This is a genomic window from Amycolatopsis sp. NPDC004368 (genome assembly GCF_053602515.1).
Genome location: NZ_JBSGDT010000050.1, coordinates 28,861 through 51,575 on the forward strand (window position 1 = coordinate 28,861; position 22,715 = coordinate 51,575).

Genomic DNA, 22,715 nt, shown 5'->3' on the forward strand with positions numbered 1-22,715 from the left:
GCTGGTCGGGACGAACCCCGCCAAGTCGCCAGCGCGGAGTTCCATGCCGGACGAGACGGGCGTTCGGTTTCGGTCTCCGTGCCCAACGCGTGCTGCACGTCGACGGCACCCATCGGGGTTGAACCCCGCCAGTTAACCAGCCATCGTTGCCGCGGTTCGTGGCGGGCAACCGTGCCGCGTGTCCCGTGTGGTCGGTCTCCGGCGGGCACGTCGAGACGTCGGCTCGGCGCGGTCGAGCGTCGCTGCGCGTGGAGGGCGGCGTGGCCACCGGGATCGCTACGTGTCTTCGCGCCCGTACACGGCGGCGGCGAACCCGGCGGCCTTCGCGAGCTCCAGGAGGTCGTCGCCGCGGTTGGTGGGGAGGAGGACGAGGGGGTAGCAGTCTGATTCGATGTCGAGGACGGCGAGGGCGGTGTTCAGGGCGTGTAGCTGTTCCCCGGCTTCCTCGAGGAACTCGTAGGTGGGGAGTTCGCTTTCGGCCAGGGTGGCCCACAGCTTGTCGGATTGGGGGGCCGATCGGAGGTTGCGGAGTCCGGCGGTGATGTCGTCCGGGGATTCCTTCCAGTCGATCTCGGTGAGGAGGCCGTGGTCGTCGAGGGCGTCCACCAGGGCTATCCAGGGCAGGCCGTCGAAGGGTTCGTCGATGCCGCGTTGGCCGAGGCGGTCGGCGTGCTCGCGAACGTAGGCCTCGGGGTCGTCCAGGGCGGCGGTGGCGCGGGCGGACACCTCGGGAACGTCGGGCGCCAGCAGGGTGGCGACGCGGATGAGGGCGTCGCGGGCGGGGGTGGTCATCGGGGGTCCTCCCCGGGAGCCAGGGTGCGGGTGATGATCGCAGCCGGCTCCCGGGGTCCGTGACGGTGGAACTACCGAGCCGACGCCGCGGTGCGGGTGCGGGCGCGCGGGCGGAGGGTGAAGCCGCTCGGTTTGAGGGTCAGGGATTCGGCGATCTCGAGCTCGTAGGTGGGATCGGCCTCGAAGTCGTAGCGTTGCAGGACCAGGCCGAGGGCCAGGACGGCCTCGTGGAGGGCGAACTGGCGGCCGATGCAGGCGCGGTCGCCCGTGCCGAAGGGTTTGTAGGCCTGGGCGGGGCGCTTGCGGACCTCGGCGGGCTCGAAGCGGTCCGGGTCGAACCTCTCCGGGTCGGGGCCCCAGACGGCCGGGTCGCGGTGGACCAGGGGCAGGGGCACGATGACCCAGTCTCCCTCGCGCATCCGGTATTTGCCGGCCAGCAGGACATCCTCTTTGGCCTCGCGGGAGTAGCCGGGGGCGGTGGGCCACAGGCGCATGGACTCGTCGAGAACGCGGCGGACGTACCGGAGTTTGGCGACGTCCGCGAAGGCCGGATCCCCGTCGCCCCAGACGGTGTCGACCTCGGCGCGGGCCTTGGCCAGCACGTCGGGGTTGCGGGTCAGGTAGTAGAGGGCGAACGACAGGGCGCCGGACGTCGTTTCGTGACCCGCCACGACGAAGGTGATGGCCTGGTTGCGGATGTTGACCGGGTCGAGGCGCTCCCCCGTTTCCGGGTGGCCCTCGGTGAGCATGAGGCCGAGCAGGTCGCGGGCTTCGCCGCCTTCGCGGCGGCGGGTCTCGATGACCTCGTCGACCAGGTCGGTCATGGTCGCGATGTCGGCCTTGTTCTGCGCGCGCGTGCCGGCGAAGGCGCGGCGCACGAAGGGCAGCTTCGTGTTCTGCAGCTGGGCGAACCGCAGCGCGCGGATCATGGCCGTGACGAACGGGTGCGGCTCGGTGCGTTCGAAAGAGCCGAAGCGGTAGCCGAAACCGGCGAGGCCGATCGTCTCGAGCGTCAACCGCGTCATGTCCGCGGCGACATCGACCGGACCGGTGGCGCCGTCCCACGCCGCGGTGAGTTCGTGGGCGACCTCCAGCATCACCGGGTGGTAGCGGCGCATCGCCTCGGCCGAGAAGGCCGGCTGCAGGATGTCGTGGGCCAGCCGCCAGTTCGGTTCGTTCGTGTGGGCGGTGAACAGGCCGTCGCCCGCCAGGGCGCGCAGGTTCGCGATCCCGAGGCCGACGTGCTTGCCGAACTTGGTCTCGTCGTTGAGCTGCGTGACCACGTCGACGCCGCCGGCGAAGACGATCTCGAAGCCGAAGAACTTGCGCGTGAAGACCGGGCCGACCTGCTGCCCGACGCGCAGGGTGTCCTGCAACGGCGTGCGCGGGTTCGACCCGATCAGGTCGCCGATCACCGGCAGCCGGCCCGGCCGGTGCGGAATCCCGGTGGTGTCCACTCGTCGCCCCCTTATTGAACCCAGATCCAATAAGGTGACGATCCCCCGATACTGAACCGGTGTCAAGTAAGCTCGGGGGATGCGGACGCGGCTGAGCACCGAGCAACGGCGGGAGCAGTTGCTCGGCATCGGCGCCGGGCTGTTCGCGAGCCGGCCGTACGACGAGGTGTGGATCGAGGAGGTCGCCGAGATCGCCCAGGTCTCGCGCGGCCTGCTGTACCACTACTTCCCCACGAAGAAGGACTTCTTCGCCGAGATCGTGCGCCGGCAGCGCGACCAGCTCCTGGCGATGAGCGAGCCCGACCCCGCGCTGCCGGTCGCGCAGCAGCTGAGCGCCGGGCTCGACGTCTACCTCGAGTTCGCCCGCACCCATCCCGACGGCTACCGCATCGTGCACCGCTGGGCCGGTGACGCCGACCGCGAGATCCGGGAGATCCGCGAAGCCGGGATGGCGGCGAACAGCGAACGTATCCTGGCCGCACTCGCCTTGCTGCGACCGGTCACCGACACCACCCGGCTGGCCGTGCGCGGCTGGCTGGCCTTCGTGGCCGTGCTGATCCTCGACTGGCTCGACGAGCCGAAGGTCACGCACGAGCAGTTGCGCGACATCTGCGTGCGGACCCTGTTCGCCGCCGTCGACGTCACGCCATGAGCTCGTTCATCGGGTAGACCGGCCGTTCGCCACGCACCACGCGGGCGACGTCGGCCAGCGCCTTCGCCTTGATCTCGGCGAAGGATTCCTCGCTGTAGTGCGCGGAATGCGGCGTGAGCAGCACCTGGTCGAGGCCGCGCGGCGGGTGGCCGTCCGGGATCGGTGCGGGGCTCACCGATGTAGCGTCGATCCCGGCGCCGGCGAGACGGCCTTCACGCAGGGCCAGGGCCAGCGCCGGCTCGTCGACGAGGCCGCCGCGGAAGACGTTGACGAGGATGGCGCCCACGGGCATGCGCGCGAGCACGGCCGCGTCAACGAAACCGCGGGTCTCGTCGGTGAGGGGCACGTGCAGCGACAGGATGTCCGACCGCTCGACCACCTCGTCGAACGACACCAGTTCCGCGCCGGATTCCCGCGCCGCCGCAGGGGAAGCCAGTGGATCCGCCGCGATCACCCGGTAGCCGATCGCCTTCGCCATGGTCGCCACGCGGCGCCCGATGCGGCCCAGCCCGACGAGGCCGAAGGTCTGCTCGTCCGGGCGCCGGGTCCCGCGGGCGAGTGCGAGCGGCGCGCGGCCGGTTTCGTGCATGGCGCGGTTCTGCACGCCGATCCGCCGGCTCAACGACAGCGCGAGCGCGATCGTGTGGCCGGCGACCTCGCGGTAGTTCGCGTCGGGCACGTTGGTCACCCAGACGCCCCGGCCGGTCGCGGCGGCGACTCTGACGTTGTCGACGCCGATGCCGAACGGCGTGATCGACCGGCAGCCGTCGAGCTGCTCGATCACCTCGCGGGTGAACGGTTCCCCGAGCGTGATCACCGCGGCCGCGCCCCGTGTCACGCGAACGAGCTCCTCCGGCGAATGAGCGTCCACCGCGGAGAAGTCGACGTCCAGCCCGGCGAACGCCTCGGCGGCATCCGCGGCGAGGGGGATCACCGTGCTGGTCATCACGACGCGCGCGCTCATCGGGTCACCGCCGCGGCGTCCGCCAGCACGCTCTGCGGCCCGGCCCACTGCGCCGCCGCGCCCTGCAGCATCCACCCGAGATCGCTGGCCAGCAACAGGAATCGGGTGCCACGGCCGATGAGCTCGCCCACGTGGTCGTCGCGGAAGCAGAAGGACCCGGGGGCGACGCCGTGCTCGCGTGCGACCGCGTACACGTGCTCGATGGCCGCCCAGAACTCAGGCGCGCCCGGCCGCACGCCGAGGGACATCGAGAGGTCACCGGGCCCGATGACCACGGAGTCGATGCCCGGCGTCGCCAGGATTTCCTCGGCCCCGCGGACACCGGCGGCCGACTCGATCTGCACGGCGACGAGGGTGCGCTCGTTGACCTGGCCGACGTAGTCCGCGGCAGCGAGGCTCGCACCGTACTCGGCGCCGCGGCCGGGGCCGAGGCCACGGCGGCCCACCGGCGCGTACCGGGCAGGTCGACGACCGCACGCGCCTGCCGCGCGGTCTCGACCTGCGGCACGATCAGTCCGGCGGCGCCGGCGGCGAGCACACGCGGGATCTCGGGCACCCGCACGATGACGGGTTTCGCGTGGACGTCGGCCGCCCGCACGAGGTCCTCGACGGCACCCGCCGAGAGCGTGCTGTGCTCCATGTCGAGGCACACCGCGGCGAAGGGCGTCGCGCCGAGCGCCTCGACCACCACGGGCGAGGTGGCCATCACGTTCGTCGCGAACAGCGGTTCGCGGGCCAGCCCACCACGCAGGTTGTAGCGGGCCATGCTCAGAACTCCGTTTCGTCGAAGGGTTTTCAGACAGCGGGACGGACGCCGCTGAGTGCGGAGACCTCGTCGATCTCGCGCCGGGACACCACGGGCCGCGCCAGCAGCATCCCGGGCACCGTGAGGACTTGCGCGGCGGCGATGTAGAGCGCGACGAGCCACGGCCGGCCGCCCATCGCCAGCAGTAGCGCGCTCGCGATGAGCGGCGCGGGCCCGGCGATCAAGCCGCCCTGCAGTTCGCGTGACGACGTGAGCCCGGATCCGCGGAACTCGGTGCGGAACAACGCCGGCAGCAGCACCGTCTGCGCGGAGAGCCCGGCGGCCCGCCCCACGCCCCACAGCACCACGCCGGCGATGATGATCAGCGCGAGGTTTCCGGTTCAGCAAGGCGAAGTAGGCGAACGCCAACGGGATCCCGGTGAGCGCACCGCTGTACAGCACCCGCAGCGCGCCGATCCGGTCGCACAGCCGGCCCCAGAACAGCAGGGCGAAGAGGCCGAGGCCCATCATCAGCAGCGTGGTGAGGAGCGTCTGCGTCGAGGTGAGCCCGATCGTCGAGCTGAGGTAGCTCGTCCCGAAGGCCTGGGCGACGAAGCCGGTGACGTTGAGGCCCGAGGGCAGGAGAAACACGCGACGAAGTTGCGCGGGCTCTCCCGGAACGGCCAGGCCATCGCGGCGAGCGGGTTGGCACGGCCGCGTTCGACCCGCCCGGCCCGCTGCTCGGCCGCGATGTGCTCGAACTCGGGCGACTCCGCGACTTTGCGCCGCAGCACGAGCCCGGCGACCGTGAGCACGGCGCCGAACAGGATCGGGATCCGCCAGCCCCGCTGCTTGAAGTCGGCAGAGCTCAGCTCGGAGCTCAGCACGGTGAAGAACACCAGCGCCAGCACCGAACCCAGCATCGAACCGATGTTCATCAGGGCGCCGGAGACGCCTTTGCCCTTCCTGCCGGTCGACTCGTTGACGAAGATCATCGCGGCGGCCAGTTCCGCGCCGGCGCCGAAGCCCTGGAGCCTGCGGAGCACGACCAGCCGAATGGGCGCCCACACACCGATCGTGGCGTAGGGCGGGAGCACGCCGATGCCGGTCGTGGCCACGCCCATGAGGATGATCGACAGGATCAGCACCGGCCGCGGCCCCAGCGGTCGCCGAGCGCGCCGAGCACGACTCCGCCGACGGGCCGCACGACGAAGCCGACGGCGAACGTCACGAACGTGGCCAGGACGGCCAGGCTGCCGGCCTGCGCGAAGAACAACGGCGCGATCGCCAGGCCGGCGACGAACGCGTACAGCCCGTACTCGTACCACTCGATGAACGTCCCGGCGCTCGCCGCCGCGATCGCGCGCAGCGATCGTTGCCGGGAGGGGTCCGGGACCGCCGGTTGTCCGGGGAGCAGTCTGTCCTGCGCTCTCTCCTGCACTGGATCCGACCTGGAGCTCCTTTGCTCGATCGTGTCGACAGGGTATTGGCGACTGTCGACAGTATCGAGCCTTGAAAACTCCCCTCCGGTGGCGCACCGTGGGCCGGTTGAACGTCAGGCGGGCGTCGACATGGTGTGGTTGAGGTGGTCTTCCCACACGCGCAGCGCCTCGCCGGGCTCGCCGGAGCGGATGGCCTGCTCGAGTGTCTCGTAGAGGATGACGTGGTGGCGCCACAGGGTGTCGCGGTCGATGGCCGGCGAGCCGTCGCGGGACGTGAGCATGAGGCGGATCTGGTCGGTGAGGTCGGCGTAGCGGGCGCGCAGCCGCGGCAGGCCGGCCAGCGCCACGACCTGCGAGTGGAAGGCCGCGTCGGCGTCGGCGGCCTCCAGGTGACCCGCCGGCGCGGTGCGGATGTTCTCGATGAGCGGCGGCAGGGACTCGATCGACACCTTGTCGCGGACGATGACGCGGACCGCGAGGCCCTCGTCGGCGAGACGCAGGGCGGCCAGCTCGGCGGCGTCCCCGGCGTCGACCTCGACGACCCGGTAGGACTGGTTCGCCGACTTCACGACGAGCCCCGACTGTTCGAGCCGCCGCAGCGCCTCCCGGACGGGCGAGCGGCTGATCCCCATCGCCTGCGCCAGCAGCGAGTCCCGCAACCGCTCCCTCGGGCCGAGCTCACCGGAGAGGATCTGCTCCTTGATCCGGCGGTGGCACTCGTCGACGAGCGAGGGCAGGGCGATGCGGTCGAAACGCCGGGACTCCACGGCGTGATGGTATCGGGTTTCGTCGACAGTCGGCAGAAGCGTCGGATTGTGCCCGATCTCTCGTGTACTAATATTTCGTACACGAGTAGTTTGAGGGGTATGACGAGCGAAAACACCGGAATCACCGGCAAACACCTATTGCTGCGCTACGACAACGGCTGGTTCTACGAGATCTACTTCAAGAGCGAGACCGTGATCGACTACCGGGTGCACGAGAGCATCGTGGCCGGGCGCTGGGTGAAGGACCAGGAGATCACGCAGCGAGCGCTCCCGGCGGGGATCCACAAGGTGTTCTGGGTCGAGCCGACCGGCACCGTCGTGTCGCTCGACCTCGACCTGGCCCACCTGCGGGTGCACGACGCGATCTTCTTCCCGCGGTGGGTCGAGCTGCACCCGGAACGCACCAGCCGGTACCAGAACGAGGCGCTCGAGACGATGACCCGGTACCGGGACGAGGGGCCGGTCTACCCGCTGCACGTCGTGGAGGAGTTCGCGGACATCTGCTTCCTGGCGGAGCGCGGCGTCGGGGACGAGGACGTGATCGCGTGCGCTCCGCGCGACCTGCCCGCCGGCTACGTGTCGGACCTGGTCGCCGGGCAGTTCACGCTTGGCAGGTGATGCGGCCGGCGCGGGCGGCTGGTGGTCTTCCTGCCGGGGACTTCGAGGGTGAAGGAGCGTCAGCGATGTCCGATGTCGAGGTCGAGCGCAAGGAGACGCTGTCGCGTCAGGACGCCGCCCGGAAGCTGGCCGAGCTGGCCGCCGCCCTGGAGGAGAGCGGGAAGGTCGAGATCGCGCTCGGCGCGAGCACGGTGAAGGTCCACGTGCCCGACTCGGTGCAGGTCGAGATCGAGGTGGAGATCGACGGGCGTGAGGTGGAGCTGGAAGTGGAGCTGAAGTGGTCGACCGGTCGTGCCGCCGCCACCGGTGGCCGCCGGCGCGCCGCCTCGACGTGAGCCCTTCGCCGGCCGCATCCGTACCGGCTGGCTGGTACCGGGGTATTCCGGCCAGCACCCGCCCCGGGACGGCGGCTGGCGGCAATGTGCAGGCCGGGCGACGCTGCGACTCTGGATTCATGGCATCGACCAAGCCGCCGGGCCCCGACGCCCTCACCACGGTCACGGGCCACACCGGCACTCTGTATCTCTGCCCCGACCTGTCCGCCGTCGACCAGCACATCGCCCTGCTGTACCGCGAAATCGCCCACCTGCCCCCCTCACACCGCGACGCCGAACGCGCGATGTGGGCCGACATCGACCTGTTGCTCGACCGCCGGATGTGGCTCGAGGTGACGACGCTGACCGCCGCGGGGTGACCCGCGCCGCGTCCCTCATCCCACCCTGTCCCCCGACCGAACAGCACTCCGCCCCGAAATCAGCTCCCCTGTGGTGGTGACTGCTCCCCGGTTCCGACCCGCCCCCTGCACCGGAACCGTCCGAGCGGCCCACCGACGCTGCCCGTCTGACCCCGGCCCACCGGATGGCCACGGCGCCGATGACACGGTTGTGACCCCGCACGGCGTACCGTGATCTTCGTGAGCGCCGCACTGTCCATCGTGGACACAGGCGTGGACCGGCACCAAGGGGAGCTTTCGGCCATGAAGCGCACGGACGCGCAGCATTCTGATCATTCGGACACGGCGGCGCCGCTGACGCGGCGGTCGTTCGCTGGCATCGCCGCACTGGGTGTCACCGCCGGTGGGCTCGGGTTGGCCGTGCCGGGCGTGGCGGCCGCGGCGGCGAGGCCGAAGCCGCGGCGGTCGGTGGTGCTGGTGCACGGCGCGTATGCCGACGGGTCGTGCTGGGGCGACGTGATCATGCGGCTGCAGGCCGCTGGGGTCACCGTCACCTCGGTGCAGAATCCGCTGACGTCGCTGGCCGACGATGTCGCCGCGACGCGCCGGGAGCTCGACCTGCAGAGCGGGCGCACCGTGCTGGTGGGGCATTCCTACGGCGGCTCGGTGATCAGCGAGGCCGGCGTGCACGACGCCGTCGACGCGCTGGTGTACCTGTCCGCGCGGGCGCCGAAGGCGGGCGAGGACTACCCGGCGCTCACGGCGAAGTTCCCGGCGGCGCCGGCGAGCGCGGGGCTGGTGTACCGCAACGGCTTCGGCCAGCTGACCGAAGACGCGTTCCTCAAGGACTTCGCCAACGGCGTCCCGACGGTGAAGGCGAAGGTCCTCTACACCGCGCAGGGCCGGGTGGCGCAGGACCTCTTCGCGACGAAAACCACGGCCGCCGCGTGGGAGAGCAAGCCCAGCAGCTACGTGGTCACCACGGCCGATCGCACGACGTCACCGGAGCTGCAACGCTTCGTGGCCACCCGGATGAAAGCGCGCACGACCGTCGTCAACTCGGGTCACCTCTCGTTCCTCACCCACCCGGACACGATCGCGCGCGTGATCCTGGACGCCGTGCACCGGCCGTGAACGGTCCTCTGTGGATCGAGGCGGGTCAGCCGCGGCGGGCGGTGCTGAACCGGCGCTGGTAGGCGGCCGGGCTGATGGACAGCTTGCGCGCGAACACGCGGCGCAAGGCCTCGTAGCTGGGGAAACCGGCCAGGGTCGCGGCCCGCGTCGCGGTATGGCCCTGGTCGAGGAAAGCCCGGGCCAGGTCGAAGCGGATGTTCTCGACGAAGCGCGCCGGCGTGGTGGACAGCTCGTCGTGGAAGAGCCGGGTGAGCTGGCGGGTGCTCACGTTGAGGTGCTTCGCGAGGTCGCCGAGCGAGTAGTGGGCCTCGGGGTTCGCCGTGACCAGGTCGGTGATCGTGCGCAGCGCCGGGGACCGCGGCGGCGGGCCCTGCAGCGGCGCGGAGAACTGCGACTGGCCACCTGATCGCTGCAGGTAGACCACGAGCGCGCGGGCGACGTCGCGCGTCAGGTCGGGGCCGTGGTCCTCTTCGACGAGCGCGAGCGCCAGGTCGATGCCCGCGGTGACGCCGGCGGAGGTGTACGTGGAGCCGTCGCGCACGTAGATGGCGTCGGGTTCGACGCGGCACGTCGGGCAGCGGTGGGCGAGCTCGTGCGTCACGCTCCAGTGCGTGGTCGCGCGCTTGCCGTCGAGCAGGCCGGCGGCGGCGAGGATGAACGCGCCGGTGCAGATCGACGCCACGCGGCGGGCCCCGGCCGCGGGCACGCGCGCGGCTTCGGCCAGCTGGCTCGGTACGGGCGTGCGCGGGAACAGGTTGGACCCGGGAACGAGGTAGGTGTCCGGCGCGGGCAGCGAGCACACCGAGCCCTCGACCGTGACCCCGAACCCGAGGTTCGCGGTGACGCCTTCCCCCGTCGGCGACACCAGGACGATCCGGTAGTCGGCGCCGAACCGATTGGCCTCCTGGAAGACCTCGGCAGGACCGGCGACGTCGAGCAGCGTCACCCCGTCGTAGACGAGGATCGCCACGACGTGCGCGGCGGAGCCGGAACGCCGGGCGGGGGCGGTCGAAGAGGCGGCGGACAGGGGCACCGCCCATTCGTAGCACACCGTGACCACAAAAGTGCGCAGGTGGCGGGCCTGTCTTATTACGTTACAAAGCTTGACCGTAACTGAACAGCAAGCTACGTTCTCCCCGTCACAGGCGCTGGCCCTCTGGCAACGAAGCCGCAGGAAGGTGATTCGGACCATGGTGGAGACGTACGTTCTGGTTCCCGGGGCCTGGCACGGCGCGTGGTCGTGGCGCCCGGTCGCGCAGCGGCTGCGGGCCGCCGGCCACTCCGTGGTCGCGCTGACTCTGCCGGGCCTCGCCGACGGCGACGATCCGCGCCGCTTCTCGCTCGCGGACACAGTGGACTTCGTCGTCGATTTCCTCGACACGAACGACCTGACCGGCGTCACGCTGGTCGCCCACAGCTGGGGCGGCTACCCGGTTTTCGGTGCGGCCCACCGGGTTCCGCAGCGGGTGCGGCGCGTGGTCTTCCACAGCGCGTTCGTGCCCGAGAACGGCGTGGCACTGGTCGACGACGTCCCGCCCGGGCACGCCGAGCTCTTCCGGCAGCTGGCCCGCGAGTCCGGTGAGGACTCCGTGGTACTGCCCTACCCCGTGTGGCAGAGCGCCTTCGCCCAGGACACCCCCGAACCCGTGCAGAAGCTGGTGTACGAGCTGCTCGTGCCCCAGCCCATGCGCTACTTCGAGGAACCCCTGCACGCACCGGCTTTCCCGTCCCTCGGGCTGCCGGTGAGCTACCTGGCCGGCGAGAGCGACCTGGCGATGCCGCCCGGCGACCACGCCTGGTGCCCGCGCTTCCCCGGCCGGCTCGGGGTCGAGCCGATCCCGGTTCCCGGTGACCACGAGGCGTTCCTGACCCGGCCCGACGCCTTCGTCTCGGCGCTGCTGCACTCGCACACCGTCGACGGCTGAGCGGCGCGTCCCGATCTGAGTGGTTCCTGGCCGGACGAAGGCGGCAGAACGCGCGCGTGAATCGGCACCATGGATGTCGGACACGATCCACCGACCAAGAACGGAAAGTGCAGCAGTCATGTCAGAGATCATCGCGGGGGTGGAAGTCCCGGAGACGGCAGCGGTCGCGGAGGCCGACCGGCTCATCCGGGAAACGACCAACCCGCTCATCTACCACCACTCCCGGCGGGTGTTCTTCTTCAGCCAGTTCCACGCGCAGCGCCTCGGCGTGAAGCCTGATCCGGAACTGCTCTACCTCGCGGCCATGTTCCACGACACGGGTCTCATCACGCCGTTTTCCGACGTGGAGCAGCGGTTCGAGGTCGACGGCGCCGACCACGGGCGCAAGTTCCTGCTGGAGCGCGGCTTCTCGACCGAGGCGGCCGACACCGTGTGGACCGCGATCGCCCTGCACACCACGCCGGGGATTCCCGGCCGGATGGGCCCGGAAATCGCGACCACGCACCTCGGTGTGCTCACCGACGTGCTCGGTTTCGGGTTCGACGGTCTGGACCTCGGAGCGGTCGAGGAAATCCTCGCGGTGCACCCGCGCGGTGATTTCAAGACCGATTTCCTGCGCACTTTCGTCGACGCGCTGAAGCACCGCCCGGAGACCACCAACGGAACGGTGAACTCCGACATCCTCGAGCACTTCGTCCCCGATTTCACCCGCACCACCACCGTCGAGCGCATCGTCGGCTCGCCCTGGTCGAGCTGACCGGCGCGTGATGAACGGCCTCGTGATGAACGAACGGCGCAGCCTCGGCCGAGGCGCGTCCTTCGGCCTGCTGGTCTTCGCGAACGTGCTGTTGATGGCGTCCACGAGTGCCCCTTCGCCGATCTACCCGCTGTACCTGCAGCGGTGGGGATTCTCGGTGACGGTCCTGACGGTGGTGTTCGCCGTGTACGTCGCCGGGCTGGTCGCCGCCCTGCTGACGGTCGGCTCGCTGAGCGACCATGTCGGCCGGCGGCCGGTGCTGGTCGCGGCGATGCTGGTGGCCGCGGCCGGCACGGGCCTGTTCTGGGCCGCCGGCGGCGTCGGCACGCTCGTGGCCGCGCGGATCGTGCAGGGGCTGGCCACCGGCCTGGCGACGGGCGCGCTGGCCGCCGGCCTGGTGGAGTTGTCCCCAGCCGGCCGCCCGCACCGCGGCCCGATGATGACGGCCGTGGGCACGAGCCTCGGGCTCGCGGCCGGCGGTGGCCTCACGGGCCTTCTGGTGCAGTTCGACCCGCGGCCCGACGCGGCGGTGTTCCCGGTGCTCACCGTCGCGTTCATGGTGGTCGCCGCGCTGGTGCTCACCATCCCCGAGACGGCCGGCCGGCGTCCCGGCGCGCTGACGTCGCTGCGCCCGAGGGCGCGCGTGCCCCGGGAGACGCGGCGGGCGTTCCTCGGCGCGGTGCCCGCCATCGTCGCGGGCTGGTCGCTGACCGGCCTGTTCCTCGCCCTCGCCCCGTCGCTGATGGCTGACGTGCTGCACGTGCGGTTCGCCGCCGCGGGCGGCCTCGGCATCGCGGTGCTGTTCCTCGCCAACAGCGCGGGCGGCCTGTGGGCGGCGCGGCACCCGGCGCGGGTCGCCACCCTGATGGGCGCGGTCCTGCTGGTCGTGGGCGCGGTGGCGCTCGCGGGCGCGCTGGCCGCCGGCTCGGCCGCCGTGTTCCTCCTCGGCTCGATCGTGGCCGGGCTGGGCGTGGGCCTCACGTTCACCGGGACGCTGCGTGGAATCAGCGCCGCGACCACGGCGAAGACGCGGTCGGAGGTGTTCTCCGCCGCCTACGTCGTCAGCTACGCCGCGCTGAGCCTGCCCTCCCTCGCCGCCGGTCTCGTCGCTCCTTCGTGGGGACTCCAGGCAACCGGGTACGCCTACCTCGCGTTCGTCGGGGTGCTGTCCCTCGGCGCCGCGCTCCAGACCCGCCGCTCCACCCCACCGGCGAAACCCGCCGGGCAACTGTCCTGAAAGGACTCGCCATGCAAGCCGTCACCGTATCGGATCAGGAAGCCGGCGTCGCCGGGCTCACCCTCACCGACGTGCCCCACCCGCACGCCGCGGAGAACGACGTGATCGTGCAGGTCCACGCCGCCGGCTTCACCCCCGGTGAGCTCGAGTGGCCCACCACCTGGACCGACCGCGCCGGGCGCGACCGCACGCCCAGCGTGCCCGGGCACGAGCTGTCCGGTGTCGTCGTCGAGCTGGGCTACGGCACCACCGGCCTGAGCGTGGGCCAGCGCGTGTTCGGCCTCACCGACTGGGCCCGCGACGGCTCGCTGGCCGAGTACACCGCCGTCGAGGCGCGCAACCTCGCACCGCTGCCGGCCGACATCGACCACACCGTGGCCGCGACCCTGCCGATCTCCGGGCTCACGGCGTGGCAGGGGCTCTTCGACCACGCCTCGCTCGCGGCCGGCCAGACCGTGCTCGTGCACGGCGCCGCGGGCGGTGTCGGGTCGCTCGCCGTGCAGCTCGCGCGGGAGGTGGGTGCGCGTGTGATCGGCACCGGCCGGCCCGCCGACCGCGACGTCGTGCTCGGCCTCGGCGCCCACGCCTTCGTCGACACCGGTTCACTCGAGGCCGCCGGCCTGGTGGACGTCGTGTTCGACGTGATCGGCGGAGAGGTGTTCGAGCGGTCGATCCCGCTCGTGCGCCCCGGCGGCAGCCTGGTGACCATCGCCGCACCGCCCTCGACGCAGCCGGCCGACGGGCGCGCCGTGTTCTTCGTGGTCGAGCCGAACCGTGCGCATCTGACGGAGGTGGCGCGGCGCGTGGTCGACGGGCGCCTCAAGCCGATCGTCGGCGCGGTGCGGCCGCTGGCCGAGGCGCCGGAGGCGTTCGCCCGCCGGCAGCGGGTGGCGGGGAAGACGATCATCCGGGTCGCGGAGGACGCGTGAACTGGCTGCGCATGACCTCGCTGCGTGTGGCCGGCGCCGTGCTGGTGCCGGCACTCGCGGCCGTCGCGTGTTCGTCGGCCGCACCCGCGGCCGCTCCTGCGGCCGCTCCTGCGGTTTCCGTGTCGGCGGCCGCGAACCCGGCCGAAACACTGACGCCGTTGCTCGCCCAGGCGCTGCCGAACGTGGCGGGCAAGACCTTCACCTCGGCGATCGTCACCTTCCCGCCCTCGGCGAGCGCGGCTCCCCACCGCCACGGCGACGCGTTCGTCTACGCCTACGTGCTGGAAGGCACCGTCCGCAGCCGGCTCGAAGGCGAGCCCCCGCACACGTACCACCAGGGCGAGAACTGGACCGAGGCGCCGGGCGCCCACCACGTCGCCACCGACAACGTCAGCGCGACCGCGCCGGCGAAGCTGCTGGTGGTGTTCGTCGCGACGACCGGGGAGCAGCTGAAAGTGGACGATCCGCACGGCTGAGATCGCGGTCTGGAACGAGCGGCACGCGGCCGAGCGAGCGGTCCACGTCTGCGAGCCTGATCAGGACTTCGTGAGGTTGTCCAGCATCAGCGACAGGTGAAGTCGAACCGCTGGCGGCCAGTGCCCGACGTCAGTTCCGCAGCGTGGCGACGGGTGTGGGGGAACCGGTCGGCCGGGAGGGCGTCGAAGCGGGCGACGAGGTCCTCCCGGCTGAGCACCCAGGAGTCGTCCTGGTTGGCCTGCCGTTGGCGGGCGCTGCTGGTGACCGGCTTCGGCTCGGACTGCTGTTCGTGCCGCTGTTCGACTTCGTGCTCGGCGACGCCACCACCGAAGAGGTCGGCCCCGGCGCCGGTGTGCTGAACGCGGCCCAGCAGTTCGCGAACGCCCTCGGGGTCGCGGCGCTGGGCACGGTGTTCTCCGCCCGGGTCGGGCCGCCTACTTGGCCGGTGCCGAGCTGGTGTTCGGCATCTGTGCCGGCGTCTACGTGGTGATGCTGCTGCTCGTCGGCCTGCTGCCGAAGCACTCGCAGCAGGCGTGACCTCAGCCTTCGGCCAGGCCGTGGCGTCGGATGCGCTTATACAGCGTGCCGCGGGCCATGCCGAGCCGCCGAGCCGCCGCGGTCTTGTTGCCGCGGCAGGCGATCAGCACCTCGCGGATGATCTCGGCTTCCGCGGTCTGGAGCGGGTTTTCCGGCGCGGCCGGAGTGGGCACGGTGAAGATCAGCACACAGCCATCCTCGAACCGGCCCGGCGTGACCGGGCGGACGGTGGCGACGCGGCCGTCCGCCAGCGCCAGCTGGGTGGCCGAAGGACCGGCTTCGCGCAGCGCCGACCACAGCATGGCGCGGTCGGGCAGGCCGGTGGCGGGGCCGCCGTCGCTGATCAGGATCTCGTTGTCGAGCGTGATCACCGTCGTGCCGGGCTGGGACCGGAACGTCATGTGGGCGTCGACGAGCCGGCGCTGGCGGGGCGTGGCCGCGTCGCGCAACGCGGACCGCAGGCGCTCGGCGAAGGCGACCACCGCGGCCATCACGAAGCGGTTGGTGTGTTCGGCGCGGCAGCACACGTTGACCGAGCCGAGCAGCAGCCGGGTGGTCGGGTCGACGATCGGCGCGGTCGCGCAGGTGTAGGGGTGCCAGGCCTGCTTGTAGTGCTCGGCGCCGACCACCATCGACGCGGAGCGCACCGCCATCGAGAGCCCGACGCCGCAGGTGCCCACGCCGTCCTCGACGTAGCGGTGCCCCGGCTCGACCTCCACCTGCTGCAGGTCACGCCGCAGAGCCGGATCGGATTCCCACCGCCAGGTCAGCGTTCCGCGCGGGTCGACGAGCGCGACCGACGCCGAGTCGCCGACGAGCAGGTCGGCCGTGCCGGGGATGACCCGGCTGCCGACGACGACGAGGAGGGCTTCGGGGTCGTAGTCGGCGTCGGCGAGGTCGAGCCGCTCGGGGTCGACGCCCCACTGGCGCGAGCGCACCCACGATTCCTCGATCTCCGGGCGGGCCGCGCCCCGGCGGTCGGCCTCGAGGAACTGCCGCCAGACGTCGGAAGACGGCCCAGTGGACACAGTCGGCTCCCCTCCGGCGTCGGAAACCCGAGTGTGCAGGATCGGCGAAGCATGCGGCCAGCCCCCGAACGGGCGGGGTGTTCATCTTTTGAACGGTTCCGCCGCGATCCCGTGGTGGCGCGCCGCACCGGCGCTACCGTCGCGGAAGCGATCACCTTGCCGGCGTTGTCAAGGAGGACTCATGCGCTTCGGCGTCTTCATGGCCCCGTTCCACGCCTCACCGGTCAAGAGCCCGGTGGCGGCCCTCGCCCGTGACATCGAGACGATCAAGCTCCTCGACCGGCTCGGCTACGACGAGGCCTGGATCGGCGAGCACCACTCGTGCGGTGTCGAGCTGATCGCCAGCCCGGAGATCTTCATCGCCCACGTCGCGGCGCAGACGCGGACGATCAAGCTCGGCACCGGCGTGCTGTCCCTGCCGTACCACAACCCGCTGTGGGTGGCCGACCGCGCGATCCTGCTCGACCACCTCACGCGCGGCCGGTTCATGCTCGGCCTCGGCCCGGGTTCGCTGCCCACCGACGCGTCGATGATCGGTCTCGACCCGCTCGCCCAGCGTGGCGCGCTCGAAGAGGACACCGACGTGCTGATGCAGCTGCTCAACACCGCCGAACCCGTGACGGTGAAAACCGCGCGCTACGAACTGCGCGAAGCACTGTGCCAGCTGCGGCCCTTCACCCAGGGCGGGCTGGAGGTCGGGGTCGCCGCGATCGCATCGCCTTCGGGGCCGCGCATCGCGGGCAAACACGGCCTGAGCCTGCTCTCGATCGGCGCGACGCTGACCGGCGATCTCGACCTGCTGGCCCAGCACTGGGACGTCGCCACCGAGCGGGCGGAGCAGTTCGGCACCTCGATGAACCGCGACGGCTGGCGTCTCGTCGGCCCGATGCACCTGGCCGAGACGAAGGAGCAAGCCTACGCCGAGGTCGAGCACGGCCTCGACGACTGGTGCGACTACCTGCAGCACGTCGCCGCCGTCCCCCACTTCGAGCCGGGTGGCGCGACCTTCACCGAGCGCGTCGACTGGATCAACGCCAGCGGCATCGGCGTGATCGGCACGCCGGAGGACGCGATCCGCCAGATCGGCACGCTGGAGGCGCAGTCGAAGGGCGGGTTCGGCTCGTACCTGATGATGGCGCACGAATGGGCGAACCCGGCCGCCACGGCGCGGCACTACGAGCTGTTCGCCGAGGCCGTCGCCCCGCACTTCCAGCAGCGGCTCGACCGCCTCGCCGCCACGGAGGCACAGGCGAAGAAGCTGCGTGCCGAGCTGCACAGCCGGCAGGGCCAGGCGCTGGAGGAGGCGAAAGCACGCCACGACGCGGAGAAATCCGCGCAGCCGGCCTGAGAAACCGCGCGACAGCGCCCTCGCGGGTGAATTACTTTCCGGCGCATGTCCCACGTTTCCCTCACCTGGCGCCCGCGCACCCGCGAGGACGCGCAGGCGTCGGCTGACCTGCTCAACGCCATGGACACCGTCGACGGCATCGGCGAGCTCTACACCGCCGAGGACACCCTGCAGGAGCTGATGGACCCCGGCGCGGACCTCGAGCGCGCGAGCCTCGCGGCCTTCGCCGGGGACCAGCTGGTGGGGTTCGTGAAGATCCGCTACAAGCGGTTCGCCGAGGAAACGCACCGCGTGCTCCTCGACGGCGGCGTCCACCCGGACCACCGGCGCCGCGGTCTGGGCACCACGCTGGTGGAGGTCGGTGTGGCGGCGGCGAAAACGCTGCACACGCTGCACCACCCGACGTTGAAGCTCGCAGTCGACGTGTACAAGGCCGAAGGCCTCGCCGGGCTGGCCGAACTCCTTGGTGCTCAAGGCTTCACGCCCGCCCGCTACCTCCAGCGGCTCGAACGCCCGCTCGCCGACGTGCCGGCCGAACCCGTGATGCCCGCGGGGCTGAGGCTCGAGCCGTGGGCGGCGGACCTCGACGAGGATTTCCTGGCGGCCCGCAACGAGGCGTACCGCGACACCTGGGCCGCGCCGGCGTTGCCGCTGGACTTCTGGCGCAACAAGTTCACCAACCACACGTTGCGGCCCGATGCCAGTTTCCTCCTGCGGGACACCACGACCGGAACCCCGGTGGGAATGCTGATCACCAACCACTGGGAGGCCGACGTCGCGGCCACTGGAGTGCGCGACGCGCACGTGACGGCTCTCGGGACCGTTCCCGCGCATCGCAACCGCGGTGTCGCCGGCGCGCTGCTCGGGCACGCGCTGCGGGCCGCCGCCGCGCACGGGTTCGAGCGCGCCAGCCTGAACGTGGATCCGGCGAGCCCCGCCGGGGCGTCGGGGATCTTCACGCGGGCCGGGTTCGCGCCGAAGACGCGCTACGTGCGGTGGGCGCTCGAGGTCTGAGGTCACCTCTCGCAGATGAAGCCGTTCACGACGTCCGCGGCGAATGCTCGACAGGTCGGACGCCACCCAGAACGGAGGCAGACCCATGACGATCGGACCCATCCAGCTCGTCGTGCTGGGATTCCCTGACCCGGACTTCCACGGCGCGATCATCAACGAGCTCGAACGCCTGCGCGAGACCGACACTGTCCGCGTGGTCGACGCGCTGGCCGTGCACAAGGACTCCGACGGCGAGATCGAAGTCGCGCACCTGAGCAACATCAGCGACGAGGAAGCGATCGAGCTCGGCAGCAAGGTCGGTGCGCTGATCGGGCTCGGGATCGACGGCGAAGAAGGCATGGAGGCCGGCGCGGTCGCCGGCGCCGACGCCGCCGCGGACGGCGTCGAGGTGTTCTCCGACGAGGACGCCTGGGACGTGCTGGAGGAAATCCCGGACGGTTCGGCCGCCGCGCTCGTGCTGCTCGAACACCGGTGGGCCATCCCCCTGCGCGACGCCATCGCGTCGGCCGGTGGCTTCCGCATCTCCGACGGCTTCATCAGCCCGCTCGACCTCGTCGCCATCGGACTGGTCACGGCGGAGGAAGCGCAGCAGCTGCACGCGCTCGAGACCGCCACCCCCAGCCGCACCTGAGTCAGGAGGCCCCACCATGTTCGGATCGCGCAGGGTCGCCCGCCGCACCGCACGCCGGACCGCACGGCGCGTGAGCCGTCGGCGGCGCTGAACCACCACCTGAACCACCACCGGTGCCGTGCGGGCTCCGCGCGGCACCGGTTTGCGGGTCCGATGTGGACTCCCGGCGATCAACGGCGCCGGCTTCTACACTGACCCCCATGCCGGACGACAGCCGCCCCGCGTGTGTCGAGGACGTGCACGAGCTCGCCCTCGGGATGCCGCACGTCAAGATCTGGCCCGGAACCGAGCACAAGCCGGTGTACCAGGTCGGCGGCAAATCGTTCGTGTTCTTCCGCAACCCCCGCCCGGACGCGTTCGACCCGGAGACGGGTGAACGCTACCCGGACGTGATCGTGTTCTGGGTGCCGTCCGAGGGTGACAAGGAAGCACTCGTCCAGGACGAGAAGTCCCCGTTTTTCACCACGCCGCACTTCAACGGCCACCTCTCGGTGCTCGTGCGCGCGAGCCGGCTCGGCGAGATCAGCCGCGCCGAGCTGGCGGAGGTCGTGCACGAGGCGTGGCTTTCGCGCGCCTCGGCCCGCCGGGGTGCGACGTGGCTCGCCGGTCAGAAGACCGGGTCGTAACCGAGCCGAGTCTTGACCGGGCGACTGTTATCGCTAACACTATGCCCTCGAACCCGCCCGAAAGAGTGACGCGGGGCACCCGGACGAACAGGCGGTGACAGCGTGACGACAGGAGCGGCCGGAGACCGGCAGGCGAGCCTGACCGACGTGGCCGGGCTCGCGGGCGTCTCGCACATGACCGTCTCGCGGGTCATCAACGGCACCGGCCCGGTCCGCCCGGAGACCCGGGCCCGCGTGCTGGCCGCGGTCGAGGAACTGCGTTATCGCCCCAATTCCGCGGCCCGCGCGCTCGTGACGGGCCGCTCCGGAACGCTGGGCGTCGTCGCGCTCGAGTCCAATTTGTACGGACCTGCCAGCACCCTGCACGGCATCGAGAACGCCGCGCGGGAAGCCGGGTACGCCGTGACGATCACGAGCGTGAGCCGGCCCGGCCGATCCTCCATCGCCGACGCCGTGGAGAGCCTGCGGCGACAGGCCGCGGAGGGGATCGTCGTGATCGCACCGCACGTCACGGCCGGAAAAGCGCTGGCCGGTGTGCCCGCTGCGGTGCCGGTGGTGGCCGTCGGGGGCGGCGGTGCCGGGGGCGAGGCGCCGCCGGTCCCGGTGATCTCCGTGGACCAGTACGACGGCGCCCGTCGCGCGACCGAGCACCTGCTCGCACTCGGGCACCGCACGGTGTGGCACGTGGCCGGGCCGGAGGACTGGTTGGAGGCACTCGACCGCGAACGCGGCTGGCGCGAGACGCTGGAGCGCCACGGCGCCGAGGTGCCGCCGGTGATCCGCGGCGACTGGAGCCCCGCTTCGGGTTACGCCGCCGGCCGCGAACTGGCCCGGAAACCCGGGCTGGACGCGGTGTTCGCGGCCAACGACCAGATGGCGCTCGGCCTGCTGCGCGCGTTCACCGAGGCCGGCATCGGAGTACCGGCGGACGTGCACGTCGCGGGCTTCGACGACGTGCCGGAGGCCGCGTACTTCACCCCACCGCTGACCACCGTGCGCCAGGACTTCATCGAGGTCGGCCGGCGCACGTTCGGTCTGCTGACCGAACGCATGGCCGGCGGCGACCGGCACGTGCGCCACCTCGTCCAACCTGAGCTGATCGTCCGGGAGAGCACCGGACCACGCTGAGCGCGGTCCCCACCGAAGGAGAACCCCGTGTCCCCGCACCCTCCGAATGTTAACGCTAACATTCAGGAGCCGCTCGTGATCGGCGTCGACTTCGGCACGCTCTCGGGCCGCGCCGTCGTGGTGCGGGTCTCCGACGGCGCCGAACTCGGCACCGCCGTGTACGAGTACCCGCACGGCGTCCTCGACCGGACGCTGCCGGTGACCGGCGCGCCCCTGCCGCCCGACTGGGCGTTGCAGGTCCCCGCGGACTACGTCGGCGTGCTGCGCAACGCCGTGCCCGCCGCCCTGCGCGCCGCCGGCGCCGACCCCGCTGATGTGGTGGGCCTCGGCACCGACTTCACCGCGTGCACGGTGGTTCCGACCACTGTGGACGGTACGCCCCTGTGCGAGCTGCCGGAGTTCGAGCGCGAGCCGCACGCGTACGTGAAGCTGTGGCGCCACCACGCGGCGCAGCCGCAGGCCGACCGGATCAATGAGCTGGCGCGGGCCCGCGACGAGAAGTGGCTGCCACGCTACGGCGGCCTGATCTCCTCGGAGTGGGAGTTCGCGAAGGCGCTGCAAGTGCTGGAGGAAGCGCCGGCCGTGTACGCGGCGATGGCGCACTGGGTCGAGCTGGCCGACTGGATCGTCTGGCAGCTCACCGGAACCTACGTCCGCAACGCCTGCACGGCCGGCTACAAGGGCATCCTGCAGGACGGCGAGTACCCGAGCGCCGATTTCCTCGCCGAGCTCAACCCCGGGTTCGCGGATTTCGTGACCGGCAAGCTCGACCGGCCGCTCGGCCGGCTCGGTGACCGCGCCGGCTCGCTCACGGCCGAAGCGGCCGCGTGGACGGGCCTGCCGGAAGGCATCGCCGTCGCGGTCGGCAACGTCGACGCGCACGTGACCGCGCCCGCCGCGGGAGCCGTCGAGCCCGGGCGAATGGTGGCGATCATGGGCACCTCGACGTGCCACGTGCTCAACGCCGAGGAGCTGCGTGAGGTCCCGGGCATGTGCGGGGTCGTCGACGGCGGGATCGTGGCCGGGCTGTGGGGGTACGAGGCCGGGCAGAGCGGCGTCGGTGACATCTTCGGCTGGTTCGTCGACCACGGGGTGCCGCCGAGCTACCACGAGGCGGCGCGCCGTTCGGGTGTCACGCTGCACGAACACCTCACCGAGCTCGCCGCCTACCAGGAAATCGGGGCCCACGGCCTGCTCGCGCTCGACTGGCACAGCGGCAACCGCTCGGTGCTGGTGGACCACGAGCTGTCCGGCGTGGTCGTCGGGCAGACGCTGACCACGCGCGCCGAGGACACCTACCGCGCGCTGCTGGAGGCCACGGCGTTCGGCACCCGCACGATCATCGAGGCCTTCCGGCGCTCCGGAGTGCCGGTCACGGAGCTGATCGTGGCGGGCGGGCTGATCCGCAACGCCTTCCTCATGCAGCTCTACGCCGACGTGGTGAACCTGCCGCTTTCGGTGATCGGCTCCGCGCAGGGCCCGGCGCTCGGCTCCGCCATCCACGCCGCCGTGGCCGCGGGCGCGCATCCCGACATCACCGCCGCGGCGCGCGCCATGGGGTCGGTGCGGCGCGGGGTGTACCAGCCGGTGCCCGAGAACGTCGCCGCCTACGACCGCCTCTACGCCGACTACCGCGAGCTGCACGACCACTTCGGCCGCGGCGGTAGCGACGTGCTGCACCGCCTCGCGGCCCGGCGCCGCGAAGCCGTCACCCGCACCACTGGAGACAAAGGACATCGCAATCGTGATGTCAAGCGGTTGCGGTGACGGGAGGTGAAGCGTGGTAGCACTTCCCGTCGCGGATCATCGCCCACAACACGTTGAGCCGTCGGCG

28 protein-coding genes are annotated in these 22,715 nt (G+C 71.4%); 18 read left to right on the plus strand and 10 right to left on the minus strand.

The window, feature by feature from the left end; genetic code table 11:
- Positions 1-276 precede the first annotated feature (276 nt).
- Complete coding sequence (locus ACWEOE_RS38860) at positions 277-792, minus strand: DUF6630 family protein (RefSeq protein ID WP_452018291.1); 516 nt, start codon at positions 790-792, stop codon at positions 277-279.
- Positions 793-863: 71 nt separating this feature from the next.
- Complete coding sequence (locus ACWEOE_RS38865; RefSeq protein WP_452018293.1) at positions 864-2,249, minus strand: cytochrome P450; 1,386 nt, start codon at positions 2,247-2,249, stop codon at positions 864-866.
- Between the two features lie 79 nt (positions 2,250-2,328).
- Between ACWEOE_RS38865 and ACWEOE_RS38870 the strand changes: the two genes are divergently transcribed.
- A complete protein-coding gene (locus ACWEOE_RS38870; RefSeq protein WP_452018295.1) occupies positions 2,329-2,901 on the plus strand; it encodes a TetR/AcrR family transcriptional regulator in 573 nt (190 codons plus the stop codon).
- Here ACWEOE_RS38870 and ACWEOE_RS38875 read toward each other — a convergent pair.
- Together ACWEOE_RS38875 and ACWEOE_RS38880 are read right to left on the minus strand one after the other, a co-directional pair.
- Entirely contained in the window at positions 2,891-3,865 is a 975-nt protein-coding gene (locus ACWEOE_RS38875; protein WP_452018297.1) for a C-terminal binding protein, read from the minus strand. The two genes, ACWEOE_RS38870 and ACWEOE_RS38875, sit on opposite strands and share 11 nt — an antisense overlap.
- On the minus strand, positions 3,862-4,311 hold the full coding sequence (locus tag ACWEOE_RS38880; RefSeq protein ID WP_452018299.1) for an aldolase/citrate lyase family protein: 450 nt from the start codon (positions 4,309-4,311) through the stop codon (positions 3,862-3,864). The genes ACWEOE_RS38875 and ACWEOE_RS38880 overlap by 4 nt, the downstream gene beginning before the upstream one ends.
- 117 nt (positions 4,312-4,428) lie before the next feature.
- Between ACWEOE_RS38880 and ACWEOE_RS38885 the strand changes: the two genes are divergently transcribed.
- The gene (locus ACWEOE_RS38885) at positions 4,429-4,623 is read left to right on the plus strand and encodes a hypothetical protein (RefSeq protein ID WP_452018301.1); all 195 of its coding nucleotides are present in this window, start codon (positions 4,429-4,431) and stop codon (positions 4,621-4,623) included.
- Between the two features lie 37 nt (positions 4,624-4,660).
- Here ACWEOE_RS38885 and ACWEOE_RS38890 read toward each other — a convergent pair whose 3' ends face one another.
- The 4 genes from ACWEOE_RS38890 to ACWEOE_RS38905 form a co-directional block, all read right to left on the minus strand.
- A complete protein-coding gene (locus ACWEOE_RS38890; protein WP_452018303.1) occupies positions 4,661-4,978 on the minus strand; it encodes a hypothetical protein in 318 nt (105 codons plus the stop codon).
- Between the two features lie 162 nt (positions 4,979-5,140).
- Positions 5,141-5,758 carry an MFS transporter gene (locus ACWEOE_RS38895; protein WP_452018305.1) on the minus strand — a complete coding sequence of 206 codons (618 nt, stop codon included), beginning with the start codon at positions 5,756-5,758 and terminating at the stop codon, positions 5,141-5,143.
- Positions 5,752-6,051: a hypothetical protein gene (locus ACWEOE_RS38900; protein WP_452018307.1), complete on the minus strand. Its 300-nt coding sequence runs from the start codon at positions 6,049-6,051 to the stop codon at positions 5,752-5,754. The genes ACWEOE_RS38895 and ACWEOE_RS38900 overlap by 7 nt, the downstream gene beginning before the upstream one ends.
- Positions 6,052-6,165: 114 nt before the next feature.
- Complete coding sequence (locus tag ACWEOE_RS38905; RefSeq protein ID WP_452018309.1) at positions 6,166-6,819, minus strand: GntR family transcriptional regulator; 654 nt, start codon at positions 6,817-6,819, stop codon at positions 6,166-6,168.
- Between the two features lie 99 nt (positions 6,820-6,918).
- Here ACWEOE_RS38905 and ACWEOE_RS38910 point away from each other — a divergent pair, with 99 nt between their 5' ends.
- The 4 genes from ACWEOE_RS38910 to ACWEOE_RS38925 all read left to right on the plus strand — a co-directional run bounded on the left by ACWEOE_RS38910 (position 6,919) and on the right by ACWEOE_RS38925 (position 9,244).
- Complete coding sequence (locus tag ACWEOE_RS38910; protein ID WP_452018311.1) at positions 6,919-7,437, plus strand: phenolic acid decarboxylase; 519 nt, start codon at positions 6,919-6,921, stop codon at positions 7,435-7,437.
- Positions 7,438-7,502: 65 nt separating this feature from the next.
- Positions 7,503-7,772 (plus strand): amphi-Trp domain-containing protein, encoded by a 270-nt coding sequence (locus ACWEOE_RS38915; RefSeq protein ID WP_452018313.1) that lies wholly within the window; start codon positions 7,503-7,505, stop codon positions 7,770-7,772.
- Between the two features lie 119 nt (positions 7,773-7,891).
- On the plus strand, positions 7,892-8,131 hold the full coding sequence (locus tag ACWEOE_RS38920; protein ID WP_452018315.1) for a hypothetical protein: 240 nt from the start codon (positions 7,892-7,894) through the stop codon (positions 8,129-8,131).
- Positions 8,132-8,350: 219 nt separating this feature from the next.
- Positions 8,351-9,244, plus strand: a complete 894-nt coding sequence (locus ACWEOE_RS38925) for an alpha/beta fold hydrolase (RefSeq protein WP_452018317.1) — start codon at positions 8,351-8,353, stop codon at positions 9,242-9,244.
- 25 nt (positions 9,245-9,269) lie between these two features.
- Here the strand turns inward: ACWEOE_RS38925 and ACWEOE_RS38930 are convergent, their stop codons facing one another.
- Positions 9,270-10,277 carry a GlxA family transcriptional regulator gene (locus tag ACWEOE_RS38930; RefSeq protein WP_452018319.1) on the minus strand — a complete coding sequence of 336 codons (1,008 nt, stop codon included), beginning with the start codon at positions 10,275-10,277 and terminating at the stop codon, positions 9,270-9,272.
- Between the two features lie 157 nt (positions 10,278-10,434).
- On the opposite strand from ACWEOE_RS38930, the gene ACWEOE_RS38935 reads away from it, so the two are divergent.
- The 6 genes from ACWEOE_RS38935 to ACWEOE_RS38960 all read left to right on the plus strand — a co-directional run bounded on the left by ACWEOE_RS38935 (position 10,435) and on the right by ACWEOE_RS38960 (position 15,059).
- Positions 10,435-11,169 carry an alpha/beta fold hydrolase gene (locus tag ACWEOE_RS38935; protein WP_452018321.1) on the plus strand — a complete coding sequence of 245 codons (735 nt, stop codon included), beginning with the start codon at positions 10,435-10,437 and terminating at the stop codon, positions 11,167-11,169.
- Between the two features lie 118 nt (positions 11,170-11,287).
- Positions 11,288-11,926 carry an HD domain-containing protein gene (locus tag ACWEOE_RS38940; protein ID WP_452018323.1) on the plus strand — a complete coding sequence of 213 codons (639 nt, stop codon included), beginning with the start codon at positions 11,288-11,290 and terminating at the stop codon, positions 11,924-11,926.
- 10 nt (positions 11,927-11,936) lie between these two features.
- The gene (locus ACWEOE_RS38945) at positions 11,937-13,163 is read left to right on the plus strand and encodes an MFS transporter (RefSeq protein ID WP_452018325.1); all 1,227 of its coding nucleotides are present in this window, start codon (positions 11,937-11,939) and stop codon (positions 13,161-13,163) included.
- An 11-nt stretch (positions 13,164-13,174) separates the two neighbouring features.
- Positions 13,175-14,092: an NADP-dependent oxidoreductase gene (locus ACWEOE_RS38950; RefSeq protein WP_452018327.1), complete on the plus strand. Its 918-nt coding sequence runs from the start codon at positions 13,175-13,177 to the stop codon at positions 14,090-14,092.
- Complete coding sequence (locus tag ACWEOE_RS38955) at positions 14,089-14,568, plus strand: cupin domain-containing protein (RefSeq protein ID WP_452018329.1); 480 nt, start codon at positions 14,089-14,091, stop codon at positions 14,566-14,568. The genes ACWEOE_RS38950 and ACWEOE_RS38955 overlap by 4 nt, the downstream gene beginning before the upstream one ends.
- Before the next feature lie 143 nt (positions 14,569-14,711).
- Positions 14,712-15,059 carry a hypothetical protein gene (locus ACWEOE_RS38960; protein WP_452018331.1) on the plus strand — a complete coding sequence of 116 codons (348 nt, stop codon included), beginning with the start codon at positions 14,712-14,714 and terminating at the stop codon, positions 15,057-15,059.
- A gap of 49 nt (positions 15,060-15,108) precedes the next feature.
- Here ACWEOE_RS38960 and ACWEOE_RS38965 read toward each other — a convergent pair whose 3' ends face one another.
- On the minus strand, positions 15,109-16,134 hold the full coding sequence (locus ACWEOE_RS38965) for a helix-turn-helix domain-containing protein (protein WP_452018333.1): 1,026 nt from the start codon (positions 16,132-16,134) through the stop codon (positions 15,109-15,111).
- Between the two features lie 181 nt (positions 16,135-16,315).
- Between ACWEOE_RS38965 and ACWEOE_RS38970 the strand changes: the two genes are divergently transcribed.
- From ACWEOE_RS38970 to araB, 6 genes are all read left to right on the plus strand, one after another.
- On the plus strand, positions 16,316-17,482 hold the full coding sequence (locus ACWEOE_RS38970) for an LLM class flavin-dependent oxidoreductase (RefSeq protein WP_452018335.1): 1,167 nt from the start codon (positions 16,316-16,318) through the stop codon (positions 17,480-17,482).
- 45 nt (positions 17,483-17,527) lie between these two features.
- The gene (locus tag ACWEOE_RS38975; protein ID WP_452018337.1) at positions 17,528-18,496 is read left to right on the plus strand and encodes a GNAT family N-acetyltransferase; all 969 of its coding nucleotides are present in this window, start codon (positions 17,528-17,530) and stop codon (positions 18,494-18,496) included.
- A gap of 85 nt (positions 18,497-18,581) precedes the next feature.
- Entirely contained in the window at positions 18,582-19,127 is a 546-nt protein-coding gene (locus ACWEOE_RS38980; RefSeq protein WP_452018339.1) for a hypothetical protein, read from the plus strand.
- Positions 19,128-19,327: 200 nt separating this feature from the next.
- A complete protein-coding gene (locus tag ACWEOE_RS38985; protein ID WP_452018341.1) occupies positions 19,328-19,753 on the plus strand; it encodes an MmcQ/YjbR family DNA-binding protein in 426 nt (141 codons plus the stop codon).
- Positions 19,754-19,855: 102 nt separating this feature from the next.
- Positions 19,856-20,881: a LacI family DNA-binding transcriptional regulator gene (locus ACWEOE_RS38990; protein ID WP_452018343.1), complete on the plus strand. Its 1,026-nt coding sequence runs from the start codon at positions 19,856-19,858 to the stop codon at positions 20,879-20,881.
- Between the two features lie 75 nt (positions 20,882-20,956).
- Complete coding sequence (gene araB / locus ACWEOE_RS38995) at positions 20,957-22,648, plus strand: ribulokinase (RefSeq protein WP_452018345.1); 1,692 nt, start codon at positions 20,957-20,959, stop codon at positions 22,646-22,648.
- The last annotated feature ends 67 nt before the right edge of the window (positions 22,649-22,715 follow it).

Bases quoted from the DNA above. Each gene is read 5' to 3' on its own strand.
- ACWEOE_RS38860 (WP_452018291.1), bottom strand. From the start codon at position 792: ATGACCACCCCCGCCCGCGACGCCCTCATCCGCGTCGCCACCCTGCTG.
- ACWEOE_RS38870 (WP_452018295.1), top strand. From the start codon at position 2,329: ATGCGGACGCGGCTGAGCACCGAGCAACGGCGGGAGCAGTTGCTCGGC.
- ACWEOE_RS38875 (WP_452018297.1), bottom strand. From the start codon at position 3,865: ATGAGCGCGCGCGTCGTGATGACCAGCACGGTGATCCCCCTCGCCGCG.
- ACWEOE_RS38885 (WP_452018301.1), top strand. From the start codon at position 4,429: ATGACGGGTTTCGCGTGGACGTCGGCCGCCCGCACGAGGTCCTCGACG.
- ACWEOE_RS38910 (WP_452018311.1), top strand. From the start codon at position 6,919: ATGACGAGCGAAAACACCGGAATCACCGGCAAACACCTATTGCTGCGC.
- ACWEOE_RS38915 (WP_452018313.1), top strand. From the start codon at position 7,503: ATGTCCGATGTCGAGGTCGAGCGCAAGGAGACGCTGTCGCGTCAGGAC.
- ACWEOE_RS38920 (WP_452018315.1), top strand. From the start codon at position 7,892: ATGGCATCGACCAAGCCGCCGGGCCCCGACGCCCTCACCACGGTCACG.
- ACWEOE_RS38935 (WP_452018321.1), top strand. From the start codon at position 10,435: ATGGTGGAGACGTACGTTCTGGTTCCCGGGGCCTGGCACGGCGCGTGG.
- ACWEOE_RS38940 (WP_452018323.1), top strand. From the start codon at position 11,288: ATGTCAGAGATCATCGCGGGGGTGGAAGTCCCGGAGACGGCAGCGGTC.
- ACWEOE_RS38945 (WP_452018325.1), top strand. From the start codon at position 11,937: ATGAACGGCCTCGTGATGAACGAACGGCGCAGCCTCGGCCGAGGCGCG.
- ACWEOE_RS38950 (WP_452018327.1), top strand. From the start codon at position 13,175: ATGCAAGCCGTCACCGTATCGGATCAGGAAGCCGGCGTCGCCGGGCTC.
- ACWEOE_RS38970 (WP_452018335.1), top strand. From the start codon at position 16,316: ATGCGCTTCGGCGTCTTCATGGCCCCGTTCCACGCCTCACCGGTCAAG.
- ACWEOE_RS38975 (WP_452018337.1), top strand. From the start codon at position 17,528: ATGTCCCACGTTTCCCTCACCTGGCGCCCGCGCACCCGCGAGGACGCG.
- ACWEOE_RS38980 (WP_452018339.1), top strand. From the start codon at position 18,582: ATGACGATCGGACCCATCCAGCTCGTCGTGCTGGGATTCCCTGACCCG.
- ACWEOE_RS38985 (WP_452018341.1), top strand. From the start codon at position 19,328: ATGCCGGACGACAGCCGCCCCGCGTGTGTCGAGGACGTGCACGAGCTC.